The organism is Flavilitoribacter nigricans DSM 23189 = NBRC 102662 (assembly GCF_002646595.1).
GTDB classification, from domain to species: Bacteria; Bacteroidota; Bacteroidia; order Chitinophagales; family Saprospiraceae; genus Flavilitoribacter; species Flavilitoribacter nigricans.
Genome location: NZ_PDUD01000001.1, coordinates 176,468 through 197,765, shown reverse-complemented (window position 1 = coordinate 197,765; position 21,298 = coordinate 176,468). Strand labels below are relative to the sequence as shown.

The window sequence follows — 21,298 nt, the reverse complement described above, 5'->3', positions numbered from 1 at the left end:
GTGTGTTAAAGTTGAGAATGTTTAGAACATCACGGCAAAAGTACGATTGCCATGTTAAGAAATTGTTAACTCAAGGTAAGTTTTTTAGGGGGAAATCCTACTCATATTATGGAAACATATATGCGTTTTCGGCGGATTTTGATTTGCTTAAAATATTTTTTTGCGAACACTTTTGAACTTGAAATTTAATTCTGAATTTGGAATGGATGTTGGTCCCTCGTTTGTTTCCATTCGAAAAAAAATCCGCAACTTTCCGGTCAAAAATGTTTTATATTTCCGTGAAATATTCACGTTTGGAGCGATTTTGCCTCGATCCGCAAATCGCTCAGGTATAGCGGCCGGACATTTGGCCGGCGATCCGGAACCGGATATCCTTACCGTGCCGGAAGGAAGTAATCAACACGCAATCGACTTGTTTGTCTATCTATTTGAGGAAGTATTTTCCGGGATCTGAACACTTTCCGGCTTCTCATTTGTTGATAGGTCAAAGCCTGCAATCACTACACCAATAATCTTTTTTCATAAAACCCAAAAAATATGAGTAGATATACGCTCCTTGTTTTAAGCCTCTTTTTGAATTTCGCGCTTCTTGCTCAGACGAAACACTTCGTCACGGTAAGCTCCAATGTATTTTCGCCGGATGCGCTCAGTATTGAGATCGGCGACACGGTGGTCTGGACCAATACCAGCGGCAGCCACAACGTGAACGGTACCACAGACACTTATCCGGAAAATCCGGTGGGCTTCGGCAACGGCAATGCCTCGTCGTCGGCCTGGACCTACGAATTTGTCTTTGACCAGGCCGGACTCTATAATTACCGCTGCGATCCACACTTCGCTCTGGGGATGACCGGCCAGGTTGTGGTCAGTGAACCGACGGTCGAGTCGATCGTCATTACGGAGATCATGTACAATCCGCCCGGTTCGGATGCCGATCTGGAATATCTCGAATTGTACAATGCGGGTAATTCCGCCATCAATCTGATCGGTTACTCCTTTTCCGGCTTTGATTTTACCTTTCCCGGTTTTAATCTGAATGCCGGCGATTATGTGATCGTGGCCGCCGATTCGGTATTTTTTACCGATACCTTCGGAGTTCCGGCTTTTGAAATGGACGGCGGTGGTCTGTCCAATGGCGGGGAACTGATCCAGCTCCTCGATGGAGACGGCAACCTGGTGGATGAGGTAGATTACGAACCGGACGGGGACTGGCCCTCCGAACCCGACGGACTGGGGGCAGCGCTGGTACTTTGCGATCCGGCTTCCGACAATAATGATCCGGCCAGCTGGGGCGCGGCCCGCACCGCGACCGGCATCTTCATCAACGGTTTTGAGTTGTACGCCAACCCCCGGGGAGCGGGACAATGCGCCAACGGTCCGCTGGTGAGCTTCCTGAGCACAGAAATGACCGTTAGTGAAGCCGCGGGCACTCTGATGATCCCGGTGGCGCTGTCTCAGGGTGATCCAATGGCTACGACCACTGTAGATGTAGGTATTGGTGCGGCCACCACGGCCACGCTGGATGCCGATTATACCTTTACTCCCACTACCGTCACTTTCACACCCGGCGCGACGAGCGATACGGTCATGCTCAGTCTGACGATCATCGATGATACGGATCTGGAAACTCTGGATACGATCGCGCTCGAACTTTCGGACCCCAGTGCGGAAGCCACGATCGACGTTTTCGCCGATCAGTCGCTGATCATCATTCAGGATAACGACGCGGTGATCCCCGATCTGGCCATTACCGAGATCATGTACAACCCACCGGAATCCGGCACGGATTCCTTGGAATTCATCGAGATCTATAACTACGGTGATACTCCGGCCGATCTGACCGGCTATACCTTTACGGCCGGCGTAACGGCGACCTTCCCCGATTTCATTTTGGGTGCCGGCGATTATATCGTGCTGGCGGTCAATCCGGAGGCGCTGCTCAATCAGTTTGGTGTTTCTGCACTGCCCTTTACCGGCGCTTTGTCGAACGGCGGGGAATCGATCGAACTGTCTAACCCCGGCGGTACGGTCGTATTGCAGGTAACTTACGATCGTGACGGAGACTGGCCGGCCGATGCGAACGGCGGCGGTGCCTCCCTGGTCCTTTGCGATCCGACGGCGGACCCGACGGACGGCGCCAACTGGTCCGCTTCCACCACGGACTCCGGAGTGATCATCAATGGCTCCCTGATCTACGCTTCGCCCGGCGCGGCGGATGCTTGCGCTCCACCCATGGAAGACGTCTATCCACTTTACGATATCAGCGTATTAAATACCGAGAACGCAAATGGTGTTGCGGATTCTATCGGCGTCGATGCGGAAGTCCAGGGTATTGTCTACGGCGTGAACCTGCGTCCGGGAGGGCTGCAATTTACGGTGATCGAGGCGGACGGCGACGGTATCGGCGTTTTCAGCAGCAGTGAAGATTATGACTATACGGTGATGGAAGGGGATATGGTCTCCATTCAGGGGACCATTGGTCAGTTCAACGGTCTGACCCAAATCAACGTGGATACGATCAGCCTGATGTCCAGCGGAAACATGCTGCTGGATCCACTGGTGGTGACCGAACTGGGCGAAGGAACCGAATCGCAATTGATCACGCTCGAAAATGTGACGCTGGCGGATCCGACGGAATGGGAAGAAGGCGGCGGCAGCTTCAACGTATCCGTAACGGACGGGACTAATACCTATTCAGTGCGGATCGATTCGGACGTCAATATTGCCGGTACGGCCGCTCCCGCCGGTGCGTTCAATATAACGGGTATTGGAGATCAATTTGACAGCAGCGATCCCTACACGGAAGGCTACCAGCTGTTGCCCCGCTATCTGGAGGATATCGAACTGGTGAGCCAGACGGTGGATCCGGAACTGGCGCGTTCCGTACGCGCCTATCCGAACCCGGCCGGCAATTACCTGCAACTGGAACTCAGCGATCGCTTTGATGCACTACGCATACACAATGCTTTCGGTCAGGAAGTACTGCGGAAGTACGATCCGCAGGCAAATGAGCGTTTGGATGTGAGCCAACTGCCAAAAGGGCTGTATACGCTCACTTTTGTGCAGACGGATCGGATCTGGAGTATGCAGATCGTGAAGCAGTAAGGGATGTTTGAACGTGCTAACGTTAGAAAGTTTGAACGTTAGAACGTTGGAACGTTTTGATGTTGATTAATTCGAAATTGTAATACAACTATCTGGGTTTGTCCCGGGGTTCATGAGTAGTATGGATCCCGGGATAACCTATACTAATAAGCATTATGGAAAACGGGAAAAAGATCGGGATCTCACTCTCCGGCGGTGGTGCAAGGGGCATTGCCCACATCGGCGTGTTGAAAGCGCTGGAGGAGCACAACATTCATCCGGATGTGATCGTCGGTTGCAGTGCCGGTTCCATCGTCGGTGCGCTCTATGCGGCCGGGATGCCCACAGACACGATGCTGGATTTCATTAAGGACAGCAGTCTGTGGAAACTGGTTTCCCTGCGGCTTCCCGGCGGCGGATTGAACAAACTGGACTATCTGAAACAACGCCTCGGAGAATGCATCGACGAGGATAGTTTCGAAGGACTCAAAAAGCCCCTACATCTGGCTATCGCCAATCTGAATACCGGCAAGCTGGAAATTCGTAATACCGGTACTCTGTTCTCCATCATTCAGGCCTCCTGTGCCATTCCCCTCGTTTTCGAACCGATCGATATCGACGGGGAACTTTACGTCGACGGCGGCGCTTTATGTAATATGCCGGTGACCCCGCTGAAGGACGTTACGGATTTCACCATCGGCGTCAACGTGATGCCCCGTATCAAAGCCACCAAGGCTTCTGTAAGTACCATGCGGGGGATCGCCATGCGCTGTTTTGAGATGTCCATCTGGTCCAATACCCACAGCGAAGCGGAGAAATGCGATTTGCTGATCGAACCGAAACTGATCAACAAATACCATATCTTCCAATTCAATAAATTTCAGGAACTGTACGATATCGGCTACGAAGCGGCTATGAGTGTGCTGAATGAAAAAAGTGCGCTGGTGAAATCGGAGTAGTAATTTCAATCTCAATTGCAATGGCAATTACAATGGACGGGAACAGGCCGCCTTTTGGTCCTGTAGGAACCCGTTCGCGTGGATTTGAACTATTGGAATTGGCATTGCTATTGAAATTGCAATTGCTCATCGGCTACAAATTCACTAACGAACTACCCCGCCGATTTGCCCGGGCAACGCTTTTTGCTATTTTTGCTGGTACGACCCATCTTTTTTATGCTCCCGTAGTTCAAGGGATAGAATAGGAGTTTCCTAAACTCTAGATCCAGGTTCGAGTCCTGGCGGGAGCACTAGCGAAAGCCAGGGCGAGAAGTTTATCCCGTATGCACGTAGTGGCATCGGGAAGTCCTGGCGGGAGCACTGATCTAAGATTAGCGGGCTGCATATGAAGGCCCTTCTTTCCTTCTTTTTAAGAAATATAATGTTTGATTTATACTGTAGATAAAAGTGAGATTTCACCATTTTTTAGCATGGTGTTGGCGCTTTCACTGATAATTGGTAGCGGGTTCCATGATTTGTAATTGTGAATTCAATTTAAAACGGTATGTCACCCACAATAGAAAAATGAAAACAAAGTCCATAGATGCAAATTTTGAGTTCCGAAATGAATACAACAGATTCAATTCGGTCTTTTACAAGGGTGAACCGTTCAGCGGGACATTTGAAGATGGAAATGAGTCGATACAATATAAGAATGGAGCTGCTCATGGGACATATATAATTAAATTTGATAATGGAAATTTACAAGCCAAAGAAGAATATGAAGAAGGTAATTGCATAGGAGGAGAATGGTATCACGAAAACGGTAAGCTATCCACTAAATGGTCGGAAAACTTTGAATACACAAGGTGGAATGCGGAAGGAATTTTAGTTCAGAAAAAAAACGTATACTACTTTCAAAATGGTCAGATTTCACATATACAAAATGATCAAACGATAGTTTACTATTCTCCAGAAGGAGATGAAGTATATCGAAGGGGAATTGGTAAAACAAATGAAGGAAAGCACATTCAAAATGTGGAATATAACCATCTAATGATGGATAAGTGGTTTTATGAATTACTCAAAGAGGTACCATGTGAAAATAGTGATGGAAATAGAATTCATTGGATACACAGGTGGACCTGGGAAATATTTGAAAAAGATCAGAAAAGGTACTTTGAAATAGTGAGCAAATTAATTAACCACCCAAATGAAAAGGTTAGAATTCATTACTGTAATTTAGTTGCTCTTCAAAAGTTTGTTGATTACCTAGAGCCTGAAAACGAGTCAAATCGGGAAGCATTTAGACTGATTAAAGCAAACCTTGAAAAACATGATAAAATCAACCCAAATAGAAAAACGAAGGAAGTCAATCTGTGATTTATCAATTAAAAAGATGCAACAAAAATCGCTTTAATTCGAGTAGAAAAATTACTTGATTACATGAAGCAGTTACTGCTTTTAAGTATACTCACATGTCTTTTATTTTTGTATTCATGTGATTTTAGGAAAAAGAGAAATAATATCTCCTTGGATCTAGAATATGATGCTGGTAAACTGAAACTTGATTATCCCAGAGAACTTGATACCATATTTACCTGGATCGATTATTCGGATTACTCCTGTGGTCATCGAAGGAAAACTAGAATTTCGAAATCAAAGCTTAGAAACGTTAAAGAGACGGGTTTTGCCTACAGTGTAGATTTTCCTGATACGATCAATCAGATAACTATCATTCAGCCAGATTATCCGGATTGTTATCAAGATTACGAGTTGGCAGATTTACTAGCTGCGAGCTTAGGAGTGTATGAAGAAAAATATACGGGCTATTCCATGTTGTGGCTCAAAAAGGATATTCAAACCATAAGTGGTTCTAATTTCGGAATATTAGGTTTGGAGGTATACGATGATGTGTCGAAAAAACTAATTGATTCTTCAATCGAGATCTTCACCCTTCGGAATAATGAATTGATAACCATCGAATTTTATTGCAAAAACGATAATTGTGAAGGTTTTGTTGAAGAAAAATTGACGGAGATTGAGAGAATTAAATTAGATTGAATTTATAAAAAAATGACGGTTAAGAGATCGCTGCCCGCCAGGTTGCTGACCAGAGTACAAAACGGAAATCGCGGCGCACCGGATTACTCAGGATTGCAAATGTCAATGCGTAAATGAAACCGTAACTGATAGGAATACCAGACCTATAATGAAATAACAAATAAACCCCGATATCAAAAATGAGAAAGTCAAAAACCAAACTCACTGATGATCAGATCAGAGAAGTATACTTCAGGATCCTTAGGGACATGATCTTAGAAATCAGAGAACACGCATACCAATGTGAGGACAAGGCCATCTACCATAAAGCAGACCTGATCCACAATATTCCGTACGCATTTCGTGCTGACAAAACAAAATCAGCATCAGAAAAATTACAAGCTAGTTTTGACTGGTTTTCTATACATGTAGATTACGAAGGACCTCATCAGAAGTATGTGAAGTCAATTATTGACCAGGTGATGCAGGAGGTTTAATTTTTTTTTTAGACAGGACCGGCCTGGCGCAATTTCATAGAGTCAACCGGCTACCTGAATGTCTCAACTTACGCCTATAGCGCTTGACTTCTGTCTGAAATGAAAACCTAAATGAAGAGAAATATAATTCCAAGAGGAAACAAGAGAAGATTCGCTATTTCTGATGTTCATGGATGTATAGAAACCTTTAAAACGCTGGTCCATGAAAAAATAGCACTACAGAAAGAGGATCAGCTATTTTTGTTAGGAGATTACGTCAATCGAGGACCCGGATCGGTTGGCGTTCTGGAAGAGATTTATACGCTTATTTCCCAGGGCTATCAGGTTTATCCCATAAGGGGCAATCACGAAGATAAATTCCTGGAAGAATTCGGTAAAAAGCTGAGTCCCGCTCATAAAGAATTGATCGAATCGATGCCGTATTACTACGAAACGGAAGACTTCATCTTTGTTCATGCAGGACTTAACTTCACCTTAGATGATCCCCTGGAAGATACTAAAACCATGAAATGGGGATTGGGGTTTAGAATTGAACCTGATTATGACTTTCTAGATGGCAAAAAGATAATTCATGGTCATGTTATCACTTCCTTATCGGAAATATTTGATGCCGTAATGGATCAAACCACCTACATCCCCATTGACAACGGTTGCTATCGTTCTTTAAAATACGAAGAAACCGCATACGGTACTCTGGTGGCCCTTGATTTAAACGAAATGAGGATGGTAGTTCAGGAAAATGTTGATATAAAGAAGTATTGATTCGCCCTCGCTACCTGTAATTTGTACTTTCAGTAAGCCATCGAATCAAAGCCACTACCCCGACCGCTCGGAGGCGTTTGCAACGCCGACGTAGTATCCATTTTGGACCGCTCCGTAAAGTCAAATATTTAGTTTTTTGGAAAGCTGTAAAAAGCAGCCATTTCGGCTACTGTTTTGATAAATAGGTAGACCTAATCACTCCAGATGCTCCGAAATCAACCCCACCAACTCCCCACTACTCGGTTCCGGACAGGCCCCATTAATCACCTTACCATCCTTCCCGATCAGAACATAGGTCGGATAGCTCAGGATCTGATAAGATTTGGCGATCTTGTCGTTCCAGTTCCCCTGGGCCAGCAGATTGACGCCGTGCAGGCCTTTTTCCTCCACCCATTTTCGCCAGGCCGCATCGCTGGATTTGGTACAGATATTCACCAGGGCAAAAGGGGCATCGGCGAATTGCTCCACCAATTGCTGTTCGTAGGGGATCTCGGCCAGGCAGCCCTTACAACCGACGAACCAGAAATTGAGCAATACCACTTTCCCTTTGAAATCCGCGATCCCTTTAAAGCCACCCGATAGTTCCTTCAGGTAAAAGCCCGGTGCGGGCTGACCATCCAGTTTCGGCGTATGTTTGGCGATGCGGTTTAGATAGTCACCCGACAGGCCATTTTGATAGGCGTTAAGGATGGTCGGCGGCAGTGTTTCTCCGGCTACGGTCGAGCGCATGAGGATCCCGGCGAAATACAACTCGCGGACGGCCGGGGTGGTGATCTCCTGCCCCAGTCGGAGAAGGGCGGCGTGGTATGTCCGCCACTTGTTTTCGGAATCACCGAAACAATCCGCCGTGCAGTATTTCAGGAGCGCGAGGTCTTTTAAAGCTTCAGTATAGTACACGATGGGCAGCGCGGGCAGGTCATCCAGTTTTACCTTTGCTAAGAGGTCCAGTTCCGTCGACTCAGGCCCCGAGGATTGCGGGTTATCGTACCTCAGCATTTTCATCATGTACAGTTGGAAGCTAAGCCCGGTATAATGAATGTTGTTGGCTTCGTAGCTGACGAACCAGGGCAGCAGTTGCTCCTGCATGTCAGTCAAAAGCTGCGATTGTGCCTGGGTTAAGGAATCATAATAAGCAGTAAAGGCGGCAAAATCGGTCATGGTCCGAAAGGGAGCCCGGTAGGCGGCCAGGGGTTGGGTGGGGGTGCCCGAAATGGAGATCCGCTTTTGGTAGTAGGTATTAATCGCGTTCAGTTCCGGGTCATTTGTAATTTCTTTTTTTAACGCTCGGGAGTCTTCCTTTTCGGAATAAGCTACCGTCAGATTGCGGCCCGGTACGACAAACAATTGATCGGTGAGGTTATTGATGCGGATAGTGATCAGGGAAGGATTCTCCAGGGGAAGATCGAGCTGGAGTTCTCTGGTGCCGGCCGGCAACAAAGTGTCCATTTTGAAAGGAAGATCCAGGACATATTTGTGCATCACCAACAGGCGGGTCGGAGCGGCTAATGTTTCACTTATTTTAATCTGGAAGCGGGTCACTTTCGGTGCTGCGAAATGATCCAGCGCTACGGATGTTGATGCTTCCTGTGCATTTCCCAGAAAATTCAAAATCAGAAACAGAAAGACGAATGTATATCTCATATTGCCGTTCAAAGGTGTGTGAAAACTAACAAAGTGATTGGTACGCAGAAGCGGACAGTTGGTCTTTAGACTATAACAATATAGAAATTTTGCAGAAGGAAATAGTACGCTTTACATTCCGTTGCGGGAAAGGGTAGGTTCACGACAGAATTATGGGTATTGGCGTGGAGGCACTTTATCGATGTCGCAGAAACAATCTTTATTAGACACCTTCAATTAGTGAAAAAAACTAATATCCCAGAAGGGGGATAAATTAGGATCCCAAAGGCAAGATAAGTTGGGGAAATGGCGCTGAACGCTATCCAACAGCCGATTTTTTTGCAATCTTTTCTTTTGTGGCGGGTAGGGAAGCGGGCAAAATGGTGGGTGTGGGTGCCTGCTTCGTGGGAAGGATAATTTTGGCCGGCCTTTTTGGTGCTTTTTGGGCGCCAAAAAGTACATGAGATATTAATAAGATTGCTCCAAAGGCTCCAAAGTGAAGAGCAAAGAAATTGCAGCTATCCGGAAAAGAGAATAAGATCAGCACTATACCCAACGGAAGTCAAAACCTCAATCAATAAAATGCAAAAATTCAAACATCTCCGCCCCCTCCGGCCAGGAGATCACGATCGCCCAGTAATCGTTTGCGCCCAGGTCAAAATAGATTTCTTCACAAGCAATGGGAGCGATATCCATTTGTTGTAGAAGCGTTTCAGTGGCCGTGATCGATTGGGTTATTGCGGCTTCCACCTCGGGGTATTCATCGCCCTGGGAAAGATTGAACATCTTCTGGAAATACCAGGCCTCTTCCATTTGCTTTCGGAGGGCGTGCTTCGCCTCGTCAAAGGTGAGCTTTTTGCGCTTCGGTACTTCGCCGTAGGTCTGAATAGCCTTTTTAAAATCCAGCCAGGGGATCTTGCTTTCGGGGTATTTTGTCGGCATTTCCTCCTCGATCAATTCGACAATAGAGCGGATTTTTCCTTCAAATCCCCATACCACTATGGCGAAACTGTGTCCACCGGCGATGCTGTCGAGGGCGGTTTTATATTCTTGGAATGTTGGTTCAATCTTGCTGATCATGTTCATTTCATCCGCAGAGATAAGGTACATATGCGGAACCTTACTGGAAAAGTAATAGTTCCCAATGGTCTACATCGAAAAGGAGTTATTTTTCTTTTGGAACTTCCTCTCGCTTTACTATTTTGGAGATGTTTGTAGTTTCCATTGGGGAAGCGGTAAACCGGGACCTGGAAATAATTTTCTATAGCTCCCGCAAAAATTGCTCTCTAAAAAATAACTGATGAAAAAAGCGCTACCAATCCTGTGCCTGTTGCTCCTGTTTATGGCCTGCAAGCAGGAAAAAGACTGCTCCTACATCAAGGACTATTACCAAACCATTTATCTGGCCGAGGAGGCCTACTTTCTGGGGGATTTCCAAAGGGTGTACGACCTGATCAGCGAAGTCGAATCACACTGTGCGCTGCTGAATCAAAGGGGCCCTTACGAAATGCTCAAATACGCCGAAGCTGCCGCCCGGATCGGGAAGGATGAGAAAGCCCTGCAACTGGTCCGGGACCTCATTTTTGAGGGATACGAGATCGATCAACTGGCGCAGAAAGACGCTTTTGTTCAACTTGCGGCCGGTCCGGAATGGAAAGCCATTGCCCTGGAATACGATACGCTCCGACGACAGTACCTACATACCATTGATCTCGATCTGCGGAAACAGGTAGTAGAAATGAAGGATGCGGACCAGTACTACCGGAGTATGCTGCGAAAACCGGGTATCAACCGGGACAGTATATATAAGATTATTGGCCGGGTCGATTCCATCAACGACCGCAAATTAAAAAACACCCTCGATCGCTACGGCTACCCGGGCGAAAGGGTGATCGGTGGCTACAATATTGATGACCAGCAGGTCGATGCCGGAATATTGTTGTTTCACGTTGATGATTACGACTACTACACGACTACTTTAAAGCGTCTGATCGAGCAGGGGAAGGCTCCGCCCGAAAGCCTGGGTAATTTCGTAGACAGTTACCAGCGACGGGTAAAAGATCAGAAAAAATTCATCTACGGCATTTACGATAATGTCGGGGAGGAGCAGATCATCGATTACGAAAACCTCGACGAGCGCAGAGTGTCAATCGGGCTGCCTCCAAGATCGCTCAAAAGCCGGGTCGACAGCCTGCGCCGGGCTTACTACGGGATCTGATCTCTCTTGTTTCCCCTTGGGCAGCATATCCCCATCACCGCCGTGGAGAGCGGGAAAGGGTATTGATGCTCACCCGAAAATCGTGGATCTTACCGCCGAAGATATTGGGTTCACCGGCCGGTATCTTTCGGTCGCGGATCAGTCCGCAGGAAATATAACCGGCTTTGATCTTGGTATAGTCCTGATCCAGCTGGTCCGATAGGATCTCCCGGTCGTTGAAACGCAGGGAAAGCGCTCCGTCCGCAGTCAGTCTGAGCAACAGATGACCGCTGGTTGCTGATAAGGGTTCACTGATCAAATCGGTACCATCGACCGAAGAAATACCGATCGCCTGATCGCGGGCGAAAAGCTGAAACCGACCGAAATAATCACAGAGGAATCCATTCTGCTCCAGCCCTTCGACATAAGCCGAAATATAGAGGGTATCCGGATTCCAGACGGTGCGGTCAAAAGACTGGTCGCTTGCGCTCATTCCCTGTTCCACCTGATAAGAACGATCGAAAAAAGTAGGTAAACTACCCCGCAGGATCATGGCTTCGGTTTCTCCCTGTCGTTCCAGTTCACGGTCCAGTTGGTCCCGCATGGCTTCCAGTGATTTGGCGTAATCGGCACGGGACACCAGATTATCGAATTCCCACGGATCCTGCTCCAGATCGTATAATTCTTCCGCCGGCCGGTAGCTGTAGCGGTGCAGCAGTCGCTGCGCTTCGGGATCCCGTTCGGCCAGATTTTCCCAGGAATCAAAGTAAAAATGATCCCGTTCTACCTTGTCGATATGGGTGATGAAGCGCACTCCGGGGCGATAGTTCCGAATGTAGTGGAGACCGTCCCGGCTGATGACCGTGCGGGCGGGCGTATAGTTGTACCAATAGTGCGGTTCGACGGAGGTTTCGGCAAAAGCAAATTCCCGGTGTTCGGCCCGCTTACCGAGTAGGACTTCCTTGAAACTGCTGCCGTCCAGGTGATCCACCGCCTGCCCACCCGCCAGATCGATGAGGGTAGGAGTGAGGTCGGTCAGCGAGATCAGGGCTTCCGATACGCTGCCGGCCTTGGTTTTCCCAGGCCAACGGACAATAAACGGAATATTGAGGCCCTGCCGGTAGGTGGTCCATTTGGCCGAGGGGAACTGAGGGCCCTGATCGGAGAAGAACATGACCACCGTATTATCCTGTTGTTCGGTCGTTTCCAGAGCTTCCAGCAAGTTACCCAATAGTTGATCCGCGGCGGTTGTACTTTCATAATAGGCGGCTAAGGCCTGCCGGGTCGCTTCGGTATCCACCAGATAATCGGGCATGGTCAGTTCCTCCGGCCGGTACATTTCATTTTTCAGCCAGGGTACGTGCGGCCACCAGGTGGCGACGATCAGGCAAATGGGCTGGTCCTGATCTTTTCCAAAATTATCCTTTATGAATTGGGAACTAACCTGCCGGGGATCATCGCGGTTGGTGATGGGAAAATACTTTCCGAAATACGCACCGATGTGTTCGAAATCCGGCTGGGGGTAAACGTCTACCTTGCCGGCGATCACCACCCGGTAGCCGAGTTCCTGCAAGTAATCGGGCAACATCCGGGTATTGGGATGGACCGCAAAATGATTCATCTGCGAACCATTCCGAAATGGATAGAGCCCCGTGAACATATTGCTCCGCGAAGGTGCGCACATAGGCGTAGCGGCGTAGGCGGAGGTGAACCGCATGCCTTCGGCGGCCAGGCGGTCCATATGGGGCGTCCGGACGTCAGGATTGCCGTAGCAGGCCACATCCATGCTGCTCTGATCATCACTGATAAAGATGATCATATTGGGGCGTTCGGACTGGGCCGATAGTTGCGGACGGCCAAAGAAAGCAGTAAAATAGAAGGTGAAGAGCGCAATACGCAGAAAATAGTTCATAGTAAATACTTAAATAGTTGTGGATGAGCCGGCTTAAAATTAATATTATTGGTCAAATGACCGGGCCGTATTTCGTGCTTAGTATTCCATGGGCAGGGATACGTCTTTTGGAGAGCACCAAGAATTGTAGCTGTTTTCGTCTTCAATGGCTAAAAAAATAGCATGTTTCCGGAGAAATCCGCATCTTATCGAAATCACCAATAATTAGTTTTACACAATGCGAGATCGAGACTTCAGAGTAAATTTTCGGGCAGTATGGTTTTTAGTTATCGCCAATCTGTCAATCTTTTTCCTGGGATCCCTGGCGCGTATCCAGCAATGGGAGTTACCGGGATCAATCCTAACGGTTGGTCTGATCCTGTTCTTTGCAAGCTGGATCATCATCGCTGGCGATATCCTCACCAACAAGATCGCCAACCGGAGTTTCTGGCTGATCAGCATGTTCCTGGTGCCACCCTTTGCCGTCCTCCTGTATCTGATCCAACGGGATAAACTACTTCGCCTGGGGGAAGAGTAAGATAATATTCCATTGGGATAATTATCGGGAACCAACAAGACCCCAAATGTGTAATGGAATAATCACTGAATAAAAACCAGCTCAAATCCTCTACATGTTTATCATCGACATCAGCTATAAAGTTCCCCTGGAAACCGTTGATCAACACCTGGCCGCCCACGTTCAATTCCTGAACGAGCAGTACGAATTGGGCCATTTCGTGGCTTCCGGTCGCAAAGTGCCCCGTACGGGAGGGATCATTCTGTCCCCGCTCACCGATCGGACGTTTCTGGAAGCCATCATCGCCCGGGACCCCTTCAATGTACATGACCTCGCCGATTACGTGCTGACGGAATTCATTCCCAGTAAAACCAGTAAGGAGCTGCAGTTTTTGTTGGGATAGGATCTACCGACATTTATTTTAAGTACTGAATTTGCAGTAATGATCATTACTGCCCTCACTTCTCTTTCGCTACACCGGGCTTAAGGTGGCCTTGCCCACAATCCACCGTATTTTCCAGTTCTGCAAGAATATTCCAACATCCTGCAAGAATTCTCCAAGTCCCGGATCAGCTCATATTATAAATTTGGATAAAGGATCGTCGCCTTCTCGGGCCCATTTCAGTAGCCCGCTTAATATGCTGCGTGAACCATCGGGATGAGCAACGGTCAGACATTCCCTCGTGAGCAAATAGAACACCTAAAATGACGGATCAAGCGTACGGTAAAATAGCACAAACTATCAGCGATGGACAGCTTGCAGAAGCTATTGACCAAATAGGAGCATTAGCCCTGGAGCAGGAGCAACAAAAACTGCTCATTGCCCTGACCGCACAGTATCGCAAGTTGCAAAACCGGATCAGCCGCGGTACGCTAAGCGCGGAGCAGATCCAATTACAGGAAAATCAGCTGACCGAAAGGCTGATCGATCTAATCGACTATATCCGGGACCCCGCCCGACGTCCCGGCGCCTTGGCGGAAGTCATCCCTCTTTCCGGCGGTGGTCGAGGTCAAAACCGGTTCCGCACCTTCGCGGGTATCGCCCTGGCCCTGCTGCTGGGCGGTGCGCTCACCTTTTTTTTCATCCTTAAAAATGAAGACCTGCAATTAACGGTATTCGTGACCGATCTGCGGGGAAATGTAGCGATTGAAAATAACGGGCGGCTGAATATTCCCCTGGGAAACCGGTCCCTGAACGAAGAGATCGGCCCCAACGGCCGGACCAATTTCCCGGACATCACCCGGTCCAATTTGGGGGATACGATTACGATCGGCCTGGAAGCGGAGGGCTGGGAGATCGTGGACGGAATGAACACCTTCATTTTTCGCGGCGAGCCGATCCGGCTGCAAGTGCAACGCGATAAAAGTCTCGGCACCATTAAAGGCGTGGTAAAATCCCGGGACGGCCAGAAGTTTATCGCCGGGGCCCGGGTGCGGATCAATAACGATACGGTGATCACCACCAATGAACTCGGCATATTCACGGTCGTCCTGCCGGAGCTGATGCAGGTGGAAAAAGTCACGGAAGCTTACCTATTGACCGTGAGTGCCGAAAACTACAAAACAACAACCCAGCATTACTATCCCCGATCTTCCGATGCGGAAGTGAGGCTACAAAAACAATAGGCATGAAAACGAACGGAATTTTAGCAACTATCTTTTTTATTTCCAATTTATTGATCACGCCGGTGTGGGGCCAGCAGAATAATACCCTGAAGGGCAATATCCGCTATCTGAACAGCAACAAAACGCCCGCGGTGGGAGTCAAGATCGCGGGAAGCATCCAAACCCAGGAAAACGCCAATGTGGTCTACTCCACGGATCAGGGCGAATACGCACTGGTCTTTCCCAACGCCAGGGACGGCTACCACGTTCAACTGGAGGTTGGAGACGAAGATGCCCAGGAGCGGGTTATCGAAGTAGTGAATCAGAAAGAACTTGAGAACTGCCGCATCCCGGCGCTGGCGCTCGATCTGTTTGAGATCATCGTCTGCCGGCAGGGGGAGCGGGACCTCATCGCCCAGCGCTATTACAACATCATCAAAACCTCGTCGGACCTGGTACTGGCCAAGACCAAAAAAGAACTGGACAAGGTCCTGAACGAACAGGAAAAAAATTACCAGCAGATCGCCGAACTGAGCGCACGGGTATCCAAACTGGAGGAACAGACCGATTCCCTGACCATCTACCGGGAGGCTTTTCGCATTGCTTCCATCAACAAAGATGACGCCTCGGACCGGATCCTCAAATACCTCAATCTGCTGGACGAGGGCCGATCCATTCAGGAAGCCCGGGAAGCCCTTAGTATAGAAAAAGCGGTGGAGGACCTGGAACGCAGTCTGGATTTGCACGATGCAGCGATCGAGGAACTGACCACCCGAGCAAATGCCTCGCTGGCAATCTTTGATTACGATGATGCGGTGGAGTGTTACCGTAAGATCATTGATTTCTCGGAAAGAGCGGATCTGAACCCGGTGAAACTGGCCGAATATTACATCGGGCTGGCTACGGTCTATTACGACGACGGAAAATTCTCCAATGCCCTGGATTATCAGGATAAAGCGCGGGAATTACTGGAAGCGGTGACCAAACTTCATCCGGCCGTACTGGAAGCCTACAATAATGTCGGTAATACCCTGAACGCGCTCGGTCGGCACCAGGATGCACTAGAATACCACACCAAAGCGATCGAACTGTTGGAAGAACTGGATGACGTGGAGGAAACCGAACTGGCTAAGGCGTATAACAACATCGGATTGACCTACCAGAACCTGGCACAATACGATGAAGCTCTAAAATACCAGAAAAAGGCCATCGAGATCCGGGAGAGAGTATTGGATTCCATGGATACGGAACTGGCGGCAGTCTACAACAACACGGCGACCACTTACAATAAACTCGGAAAATACAAGGAGGCGATAGAACTGTTTGAAAAAGCGCTGCATATCCAGGAACAGGTACTGGATCCCGGCCATCCTCATCTATCCTATACCTACAATAACATCGGTATTACCTTTCAGGAGTTGGGGCAATACGATCAGGCGCTGGAGTACGAACTGAAGGCGCTGGATATCGCAAAGCGCGCCCTCAATGCAAACCATCCCGGACTGGCCACTACCTACGAAAATATCGGGTCTATTTATCAGCTTAAAGGAGAATTGGATAAAAGTCTGGATTACCTCAAAAAGACACTGGAGATCCGGGAAGCATCTCAAAGTGCCGAAGAACCGGCGATCGGGGTTACTTTGGGCAACATGGCATCGGTCTATTACGGATTGCAGCAGTTTGAAAAGGCCCTGGAATACCAGCAGCGCTCTATAGATATCTTACTGGCTTCGATTGGTCCAAACCATCCGGATCTGATCAATATGTACAGCACAATGGGAGTTATTTACCAGGGGCTTGGGGATATGAATAAAGCCCTGGAATATCAGTTGAAAAACGTTGAACTTGGTGAAGCCAATCTACCCGAAAATCATCCTTCCCTGGGCATCAGTTATTACAATATCGCTACCTCCTATACGGTGATGGGTGATTTCGAACGGGCTATGGAGTATCAGGCAAAATCCTATAATCTCTTCAGGAATGCGTTGCCCGCCGGTCATCCCAACACCCAGGAAGCTTTTGCGTTACAGGTGACGATCTATTTATTCCGGGCGAATGACCGGATGGAAAAGAAAGATTATACGGGTGCTATGGCGGACCTGAAAAAGGTCAGTCCGTACCAAAATGTCTGGAATATGATCGGCCTTTGTCATTACTATATGAAGCATTACCCGGAGGCGATTGCGGCCTATGAAAAAGACCTTGAACTGGACCCGACGGGGAAGGAAAACCAATTTTATAATAATATTGGAATGGCTTACGCCCATAACGGCCAGCTTGAAAAAGCCCGGGAAGCTTTTACGGAATACGAAAAACACCACCCGGATGAAGGGCACGCTTACCGCAACTGGGCCATGTACTACGCACTGCAAAAGGACCGGGAAAAAGCCCTGGAACACCTGCAGAAGGCCATTGATATGGGGTACAACAATCTGGACTGGATAAAAACCGATGACAGTATGGATATCCTGCGCAAAAAAAAGGAATTCAAAGAAATCATAGCCCAACTGGAAGCAGGGAACTAATAGTGTCGGGATCGGTTTATTATCCTGGATCCTTTGCATCCACGCTGATCATTCCAATCCTAAACTATTACACATGAAACCCAAAGACAATTACCTGGACGTCAACCGGCAGACCTGGAACGAAAAAACCGGATTACACCTGGAGTCGGATTTTTACGATCACGAAAGCTTTCTCCGGGGGCGGTCCTCCCTGAATTCCATTGAACTGGAATTGCTCGGAGAGGTTAGCGGTAAGGACCTCCTGCATCTTCAGTGTCACTTCGGACAGGATACGATCTCTCTGGCCCGAATGGGCGCGCACTGTACGGGAGTCGACCTGTCGGATAAGGCCATCGAAACGGCCGTTGGTGTGGCCGAGAAAATGGAAGTGGCCGCTACCTTTATCCGGTCGGACGTTTACGACCTGCCGCGTCAGCTGGACCAACAATTCGATATCGTATTTACCAGCTATGGCACGATCGGCTGGCTGCCCGATCTGGATAAATGGGCCGGAGTAGTAGCCCATTTCCTTAAGCCGGGTGGCAGCTTCGTTTTTGTGGAGTTCCATCCCGTGATCTGGATGTTTGATGAAGATTTTTCGGGCCTTGGTTATAATTATTTCAACGACGGACCGATCGTAGAAACGGAAGAGGGAACTTACGCCGACCGCACGGCGAAAGTGAGCAATACCAGTGTATCCTGGAATCACAGCCTCAGTGAAGTGGTCAACAGCATGATCAAAAATGGATTGACGATCAATCTGTTGAATGAATACGATTATTCGCCCTACGATTGTTTTCGGCATACCGTTGAGGTGGGGCCAGGAAGGTTTCGGATCAAACATCTGGGCAATAAGTTACCCATGGTCTACGCCATTCAGGCGACGAAGACCCAATAATCAGGAGAGCAGAGCATCCCGCTAAACAAGCCAGTGTAGTGGGATGGGTGCTGCCTTAGGTATCCGCTTTAAATCTCTAACCGGCTGCTGTTTGGATAAGGATCCGCTTGACTGATTAAGAGAGCCGGATGCCCATACCGGACCGCGGTTTACAAACCCCGGAAATACAGTTCGATCACCCGTTCGGAGATCCGGGAGCTCTCGGGCGGGATGGTGCCGTAGATATCGTCCCACCAGGTAACACTTACGCCGTAACCGACATTGGGCAACTTGCTGTGGTGATGGATATGGTAGTTGAGGAGTTTGGGAAAAAAATAGGCGGACCACCTTCGGTGCAGGAGGATGTGTACGTAGCAAAACCAGACGAAGCCCAGATAGATACCGTAGATGAAGGTGAAATAATTGTCCAGCCGGATGGCAGCAGCGCCCAACAGGACAATCCCCACCAGCATCAGCATACGATGGTGGAACCGCACCTGGAGGTCGTTGGGATGCTCGTGGTGATAGCGATGTTCTTTAAAGGCGCGGCCGCGCGGTGCGGTAGGTCCGGGATGCATCTTGTATCGATGCCAGAAGTATTCGACCAGGGTCCAGAACAGCCAGCCGTTAAACAACAATACGCCGTGGGCCAGTACGGGCAGGCCGGGAAAAAACAGATAGGCGAGCGCGAAGAAGGGGAATAAAAAGGCCAGAGCGGTCAACAGGAAATATTTCCCGGAGCTTTTGGTCATGGATAGAATTTGTCTCATGATTAAGAAATTGAAAATTCAGCAATAGAAAGATTTCGGAAATAGCGATCCCGGGCCCCGGGGAGCGGGGCGGATCATCATATTGCTTAGGGAAGAATGGGAAGTTTAGATCATGAAACAGGTCAGGAAATTACCTGGAGGACACAGATTCCTGTGTTCCAGCAATATCGGAAAAAATTAATTATTGTGGATAGGCTTTTGGCCGGATTTTAACCGGAGGGAAAAGGAATACCTCTAAAAACTGGATTCGATGGCCTGGATGACCGCTTCGGCCGTTTGGTACACCCTATGTACATCTTTGCGATCATCGGAGCGGGAGTACAAAATATGCTCCGTAACCGTCAGCACGAACAAAAGATCGACGATCAGCTGCTCCTCCAGGCCGATCGCTTCCAATTGCAAACGTACCCTTTGCTTGGTCAGCTCCGCCCGGGGAATGCTTAATCTGTCACAGGCATAATCCAGGGTGGCCCGGGAGATCTCGTCGTAGAAGGCGCGGGGATCCTGCTGATCCATCATTTGTCGGGCCCGGAGCAGGTGTTGGTCCGCTACTTTTTTGGCTTCCAGACGCCGGAGCTGCTCCCGAGACAGGGCAGTCCGATCTCGCCGTCTTTTCTGGTAGAAATAGGCACCGGCCAGTATGCAAAACGGGAATGCCAGCAGGATGTAAAACAAACCGGAACCAATAAAGATCCGGTCATTCCGGTGCAGGTCGATCTCATTTTTGGCGCCCAATATGTCCGTTGCCATTTCGGTCTCTCTCATCGCTAACACCGTTTCCGGGCTGGATTTATTTGGATCCGGGCTTATCCTCAGCTCAAAAACCTCCGGCCGTAAAGTTACCAGGGCGGCACTATCCGTATCGAAATAGGTGAATTCCGGGGCCAGGGTGTAGGTGCCGGCCCGGTTGGCGATCAGCACGTATTCGATCACCTTCCGTCCGTGGACGCCCCGTTGGTCTTCCTGAAAACTTTCTTCGAGAATATGCGGCGAATAGGCTTCGATCTGTTCGGGCAGCCGGATCGTAGGTGGTTTGATGGCTTTAATGTCACCGTTACCTTCGATGGTTAGGATCAGCCGGATATCCTTTCCCTCCGAAACGTTCCGGGCGGACACATCGGCCTCCATACTGAACTTTCCAACCGCACCGATCAGAGTATCGGAGGAGAGCACGGAAAGTGGCTTCACCCGGATCTCTACGGCTTCCGTAGCCAGATTAAATCGATCGATCTTGAAGAGGTTGTTGCCGACCACCCCGAGGCGAATATTCATCGGATCAATAGAATGGCGACCCTGCTGCTGGGGGAAGAGGATGACGCGTTTCAGCGTTCGGGTAGCGTATTCGATCCCGTCGATCTGTATATTGGTCACCTCGGAATTGAAGCGGTGGGTGTCTTTGGCGTAAAAGCCCTTGTAGGTCGGTTCGGATGTGAAGTAGTAGGCCTGGACATTGATGGTGTAGTAGAGTTTGTAATCCACGATGAGTTGTTGCCCCAGATAAACTTCGCTGGAGCTGACTTCGGTCCTTACAAAGGCTTCTTCCCGGCTTAGACTGGACTTGATGACCGTACCGAGCCGGAGCACTTCAATCACCATGGAATTGGACCGGATCTTTTTTCCGTCGACCATCACGGAAGCGGGGGGCAGCCGGAAGGTCCCGGTATCCTTGGGCAGCAGGGCGTAGGAGTAAATGATCTCCCCGGCGGCATTGCGGTTTACGGCGTTGGGATCCAGAAACCGGCTGGGCTTGCTCAGCACCGTAAAGTTTTTGAAATCCGGCCCTTCGAACTGCGTACCCTGCCCGTTTTTGAGGATGAAAGTGATCTGGAACATCTCGTTCTCGGTCACTTTCATCCGGGGGATCTTCGTGCGAAAGCTTACCTGATTGTAGGCCGGCAGGCCGCAGGATAGCACCAACAGCCATACTCCGAGCCAATTTCCGCCGACGGACGTAAGCCCGAATCTGGTATGACATTGCCGGTGCCCCATATCA

At 48.9% G+C, this 21,298-nt stretch carries 19 protein-coding genes and 1 tRNA gene; 15 read left to right on the top strand and 5 right to left on the bottom strand.

Annotated features, from left to right (window positions below; all coding sequences use genetic code 11):
- The first annotated feature begins 178 nt into the window (after window positions 1–178).
- The 9 genes from CRP01_RS00780 (at window position 179) to CRP01_RS00740 (ending at window position 7,324) form a co-directional block, all read left to right on the top strand.
- Window positions 179–454, top strand: a complete 276-nt coding sequence (locus tag CRP01_RS00780) for a hypothetical protein (protein ID WP_099148072.1) — start codon at window positions 179–181, stop codon at window positions 452–454.
- Window positions 455–537: 83 nt separating this feature from the next.
- Window positions 538–3,105 (top strand): lamin tail domain-containing protein, encoded by a 2,568-nt coding sequence (locus CRP01_RS00775; protein WP_099148071.1) that lies wholly within the window; start codon window positions 538–540, stop codon window positions 3,103–3,105.
- 155 nt (window positions 3,106–3,260) lie between these two features.
- Complete coding sequence (locus CRP01_RS00770) at window positions 3,261–4,043, top strand: patatin-like phospholipase family protein (RefSeq protein WP_099148070.1); 783 nt, start codon at window positions 3,261–3,263, stop codon at window positions 4,041–4,043.
- Between the two features lie 20 nt (window positions 4,044–4,063).
- The gene (locus CRP01_RS00765; RefSeq protein WP_099148069.1) at window positions 4,064–4,288 is read left to right on the top strand and encodes a hypothetical protein; all 225 of its coding nucleotides are present in this window, start codon (window positions 4,064–4,066) and stop codon (window positions 4,286–4,288) included.
- Window positions 4,262–4,333, top strand: a tRNA-Arg gene (locus CRP01_RS00760). Before CRP01_RS00765 ends, CRP01_RS00760 begins: the two co-directional genes overlap by 27 nt.
- A gap of 274 nt (window positions 4,334–4,607) precedes the next feature.
- Complete coding sequence (locus CRP01_RS00755; RefSeq protein WP_099148068.1) at window positions 4,608–5,405, top strand: hypothetical protein; 798 nt, start codon at window positions 4,608–4,610, stop codon at window positions 5,403–5,405.
- Between the two features lie 63 nt (window positions 5,406–5,468).
- Window positions 5,469–6,086, top strand: a complete 618-nt coding sequence (locus CRP01_RS00750; RefSeq protein WP_099148067.1) for a hypothetical protein — start codon at window positions 5,469–5,471, stop codon at window positions 6,084–6,086.
- 179 nt (window positions 6,087–6,265) lie between these two features.
- Entirely contained in the window at window positions 6,266–6,562 is a 297-nt protein-coding gene (locus CRP01_RS00745; protein WP_099148066.1) for a hypothetical protein, read from the top strand.
- 111 nt (window positions 6,563–6,673) lie between these two features.
- Window positions 6,674–7,324, top strand: a complete 651-nt coding sequence (locus tag CRP01_RS00740) for a metallophosphoesterase (protein ID WP_099148065.1) — start codon at window positions 6,674–6,676, stop codon at window positions 7,322–7,324.
- Window positions 7,325–7,519: 195 nt separating this feature from the next.
- On the opposite strand, the gene CRP01_RS00735 is transcribed toward CRP01_RS00740, so the two are convergent.
- Window positions 7,520–8,965 carry a TlpA family protein disulfide reductase gene (locus CRP01_RS00735; protein ID WP_143473217.1) on the bottom strand — a complete coding sequence of 482 codons (1,446 nt, stop codon included), beginning with the start codon at window positions 8,963–8,965 and terminating at the stop codon, window positions 7,520–7,522.
- Window positions 8,966–9,514: 549 nt separating this feature from the next.
- A complete protein-coding gene (locus CRP01_RS00730) occupies window positions 9,515–10,054 on the bottom strand; it encodes a hypothetical protein (protein ID WP_143473216.1) in 540 nt (179 codons plus the stop codon).
- A gap of 190 nt (window positions 10,055–10,244) precedes the next feature.
- Between CRP01_RS00730 and CRP01_RS00725 the strand changes: the two genes are divergently transcribed.
- Window positions 10,245–11,162 (top strand): hypothetical protein, encoded by a 918-nt coding sequence (locus tag CRP01_RS00725; protein ID WP_099148062.1) that lies wholly within the window; start codon window positions 10,245–10,247, stop codon window positions 11,160–11,162.
- 34 nt (window positions 11,163–11,196) lie between these two features.
- Here the strand turns inward: CRP01_RS00725 and CRP01_RS00720 are convergent, their stop codons facing one another.
- Window positions 11,197–13,053, bottom strand: a complete 1,857-nt coding sequence (locus tag CRP01_RS00720) for a sulfatase family protein (protein WP_099148061.1) — start codon at window positions 13,051–13,053, stop codon at window positions 11,197–11,199.
- Window positions 13,054–13,270: 217 nt separating this feature from the next.
- On the opposite strand from CRP01_RS00720, the gene CRP01_RS00715 reads away from it, so the two are divergent.
- From CRP01_RS00715 to CRP01_RS00695, 5 genes are all read left to right on the top strand, one after another.
- On the top strand, window positions 13,271–13,570 hold the full coding sequence (locus tag CRP01_RS00715; RefSeq protein WP_099148060.1) for a hypothetical protein: 300 nt from the start codon (window positions 13,271–13,273) through the stop codon (window positions 13,568–13,570).
- Between the two features lie 94 nt (window positions 13,571–13,664).
- Window positions 13,665–13,952: a YciI family protein gene (locus tag CRP01_RS00710; RefSeq protein ID WP_099148059.1), complete on the top strand. Its 288-nt coding sequence runs from the start codon at window positions 13,665–13,667 to the stop codon at window positions 13,950–13,952.
- Between the two features lie 302 nt (window positions 13,953–14,254).
- On the top strand, window positions 14,255–15,175 hold the full coding sequence (locus CRP01_RS00705; protein WP_099148058.1) for a carboxypeptidase-like regulatory domain-containing protein: 921 nt from the start codon (window positions 14,255–14,257) through the stop codon (window positions 15,173–15,175).
- Window positions 15,176–15,177: 2 nt separating this feature from the next.
- A complete protein-coding gene (locus CRP01_RS00700) occupies window positions 15,178–17,679 on the top strand; it encodes a tetratricopeptide repeat protein (protein WP_099148057.1) in 2,502 nt (833 codons plus the stop codon).
- A 73-nt stretch (window positions 17,680–17,752) separates the two neighbouring features.
- On the top strand, window positions 17,753–18,556 hold the full coding sequence (locus CRP01_RS00695) for a class I SAM-dependent methyltransferase (RefSeq protein WP_099148056.1): 804 nt from the start codon (window positions 17,753–17,755) through the stop codon (window positions 18,554–18,556).
- Between the two features lie 149 nt (window positions 18,557–18,705).
- Here CRP01_RS00695 and CRP01_RS00690 read toward each other — a convergent pair whose 3' ends face one another.
- Window positions 18,706–19,305, bottom strand: a complete 600-nt coding sequence (locus tag CRP01_RS00690) for a sterol desaturase family protein (protein ID WP_099148055.1) — start codon at window positions 19,303–19,305, stop codon at window positions 18,706–18,708.
- A 234-nt stretch (window positions 19,306–19,539) separates the two neighbouring features.
- Window positions 19,540–21,294 carry a BatD family protein gene (locus tag CRP01_RS00685; RefSeq protein ID WP_099148054.1) on the bottom strand — a complete coding sequence of 585 codons (1,755 nt, stop codon included), beginning with the start codon at window positions 21,292–21,294 and terminating at the stop codon, window positions 19,540–19,542.
- Window positions 21,295–21,298 lie beyond the last annotated feature (4 nt).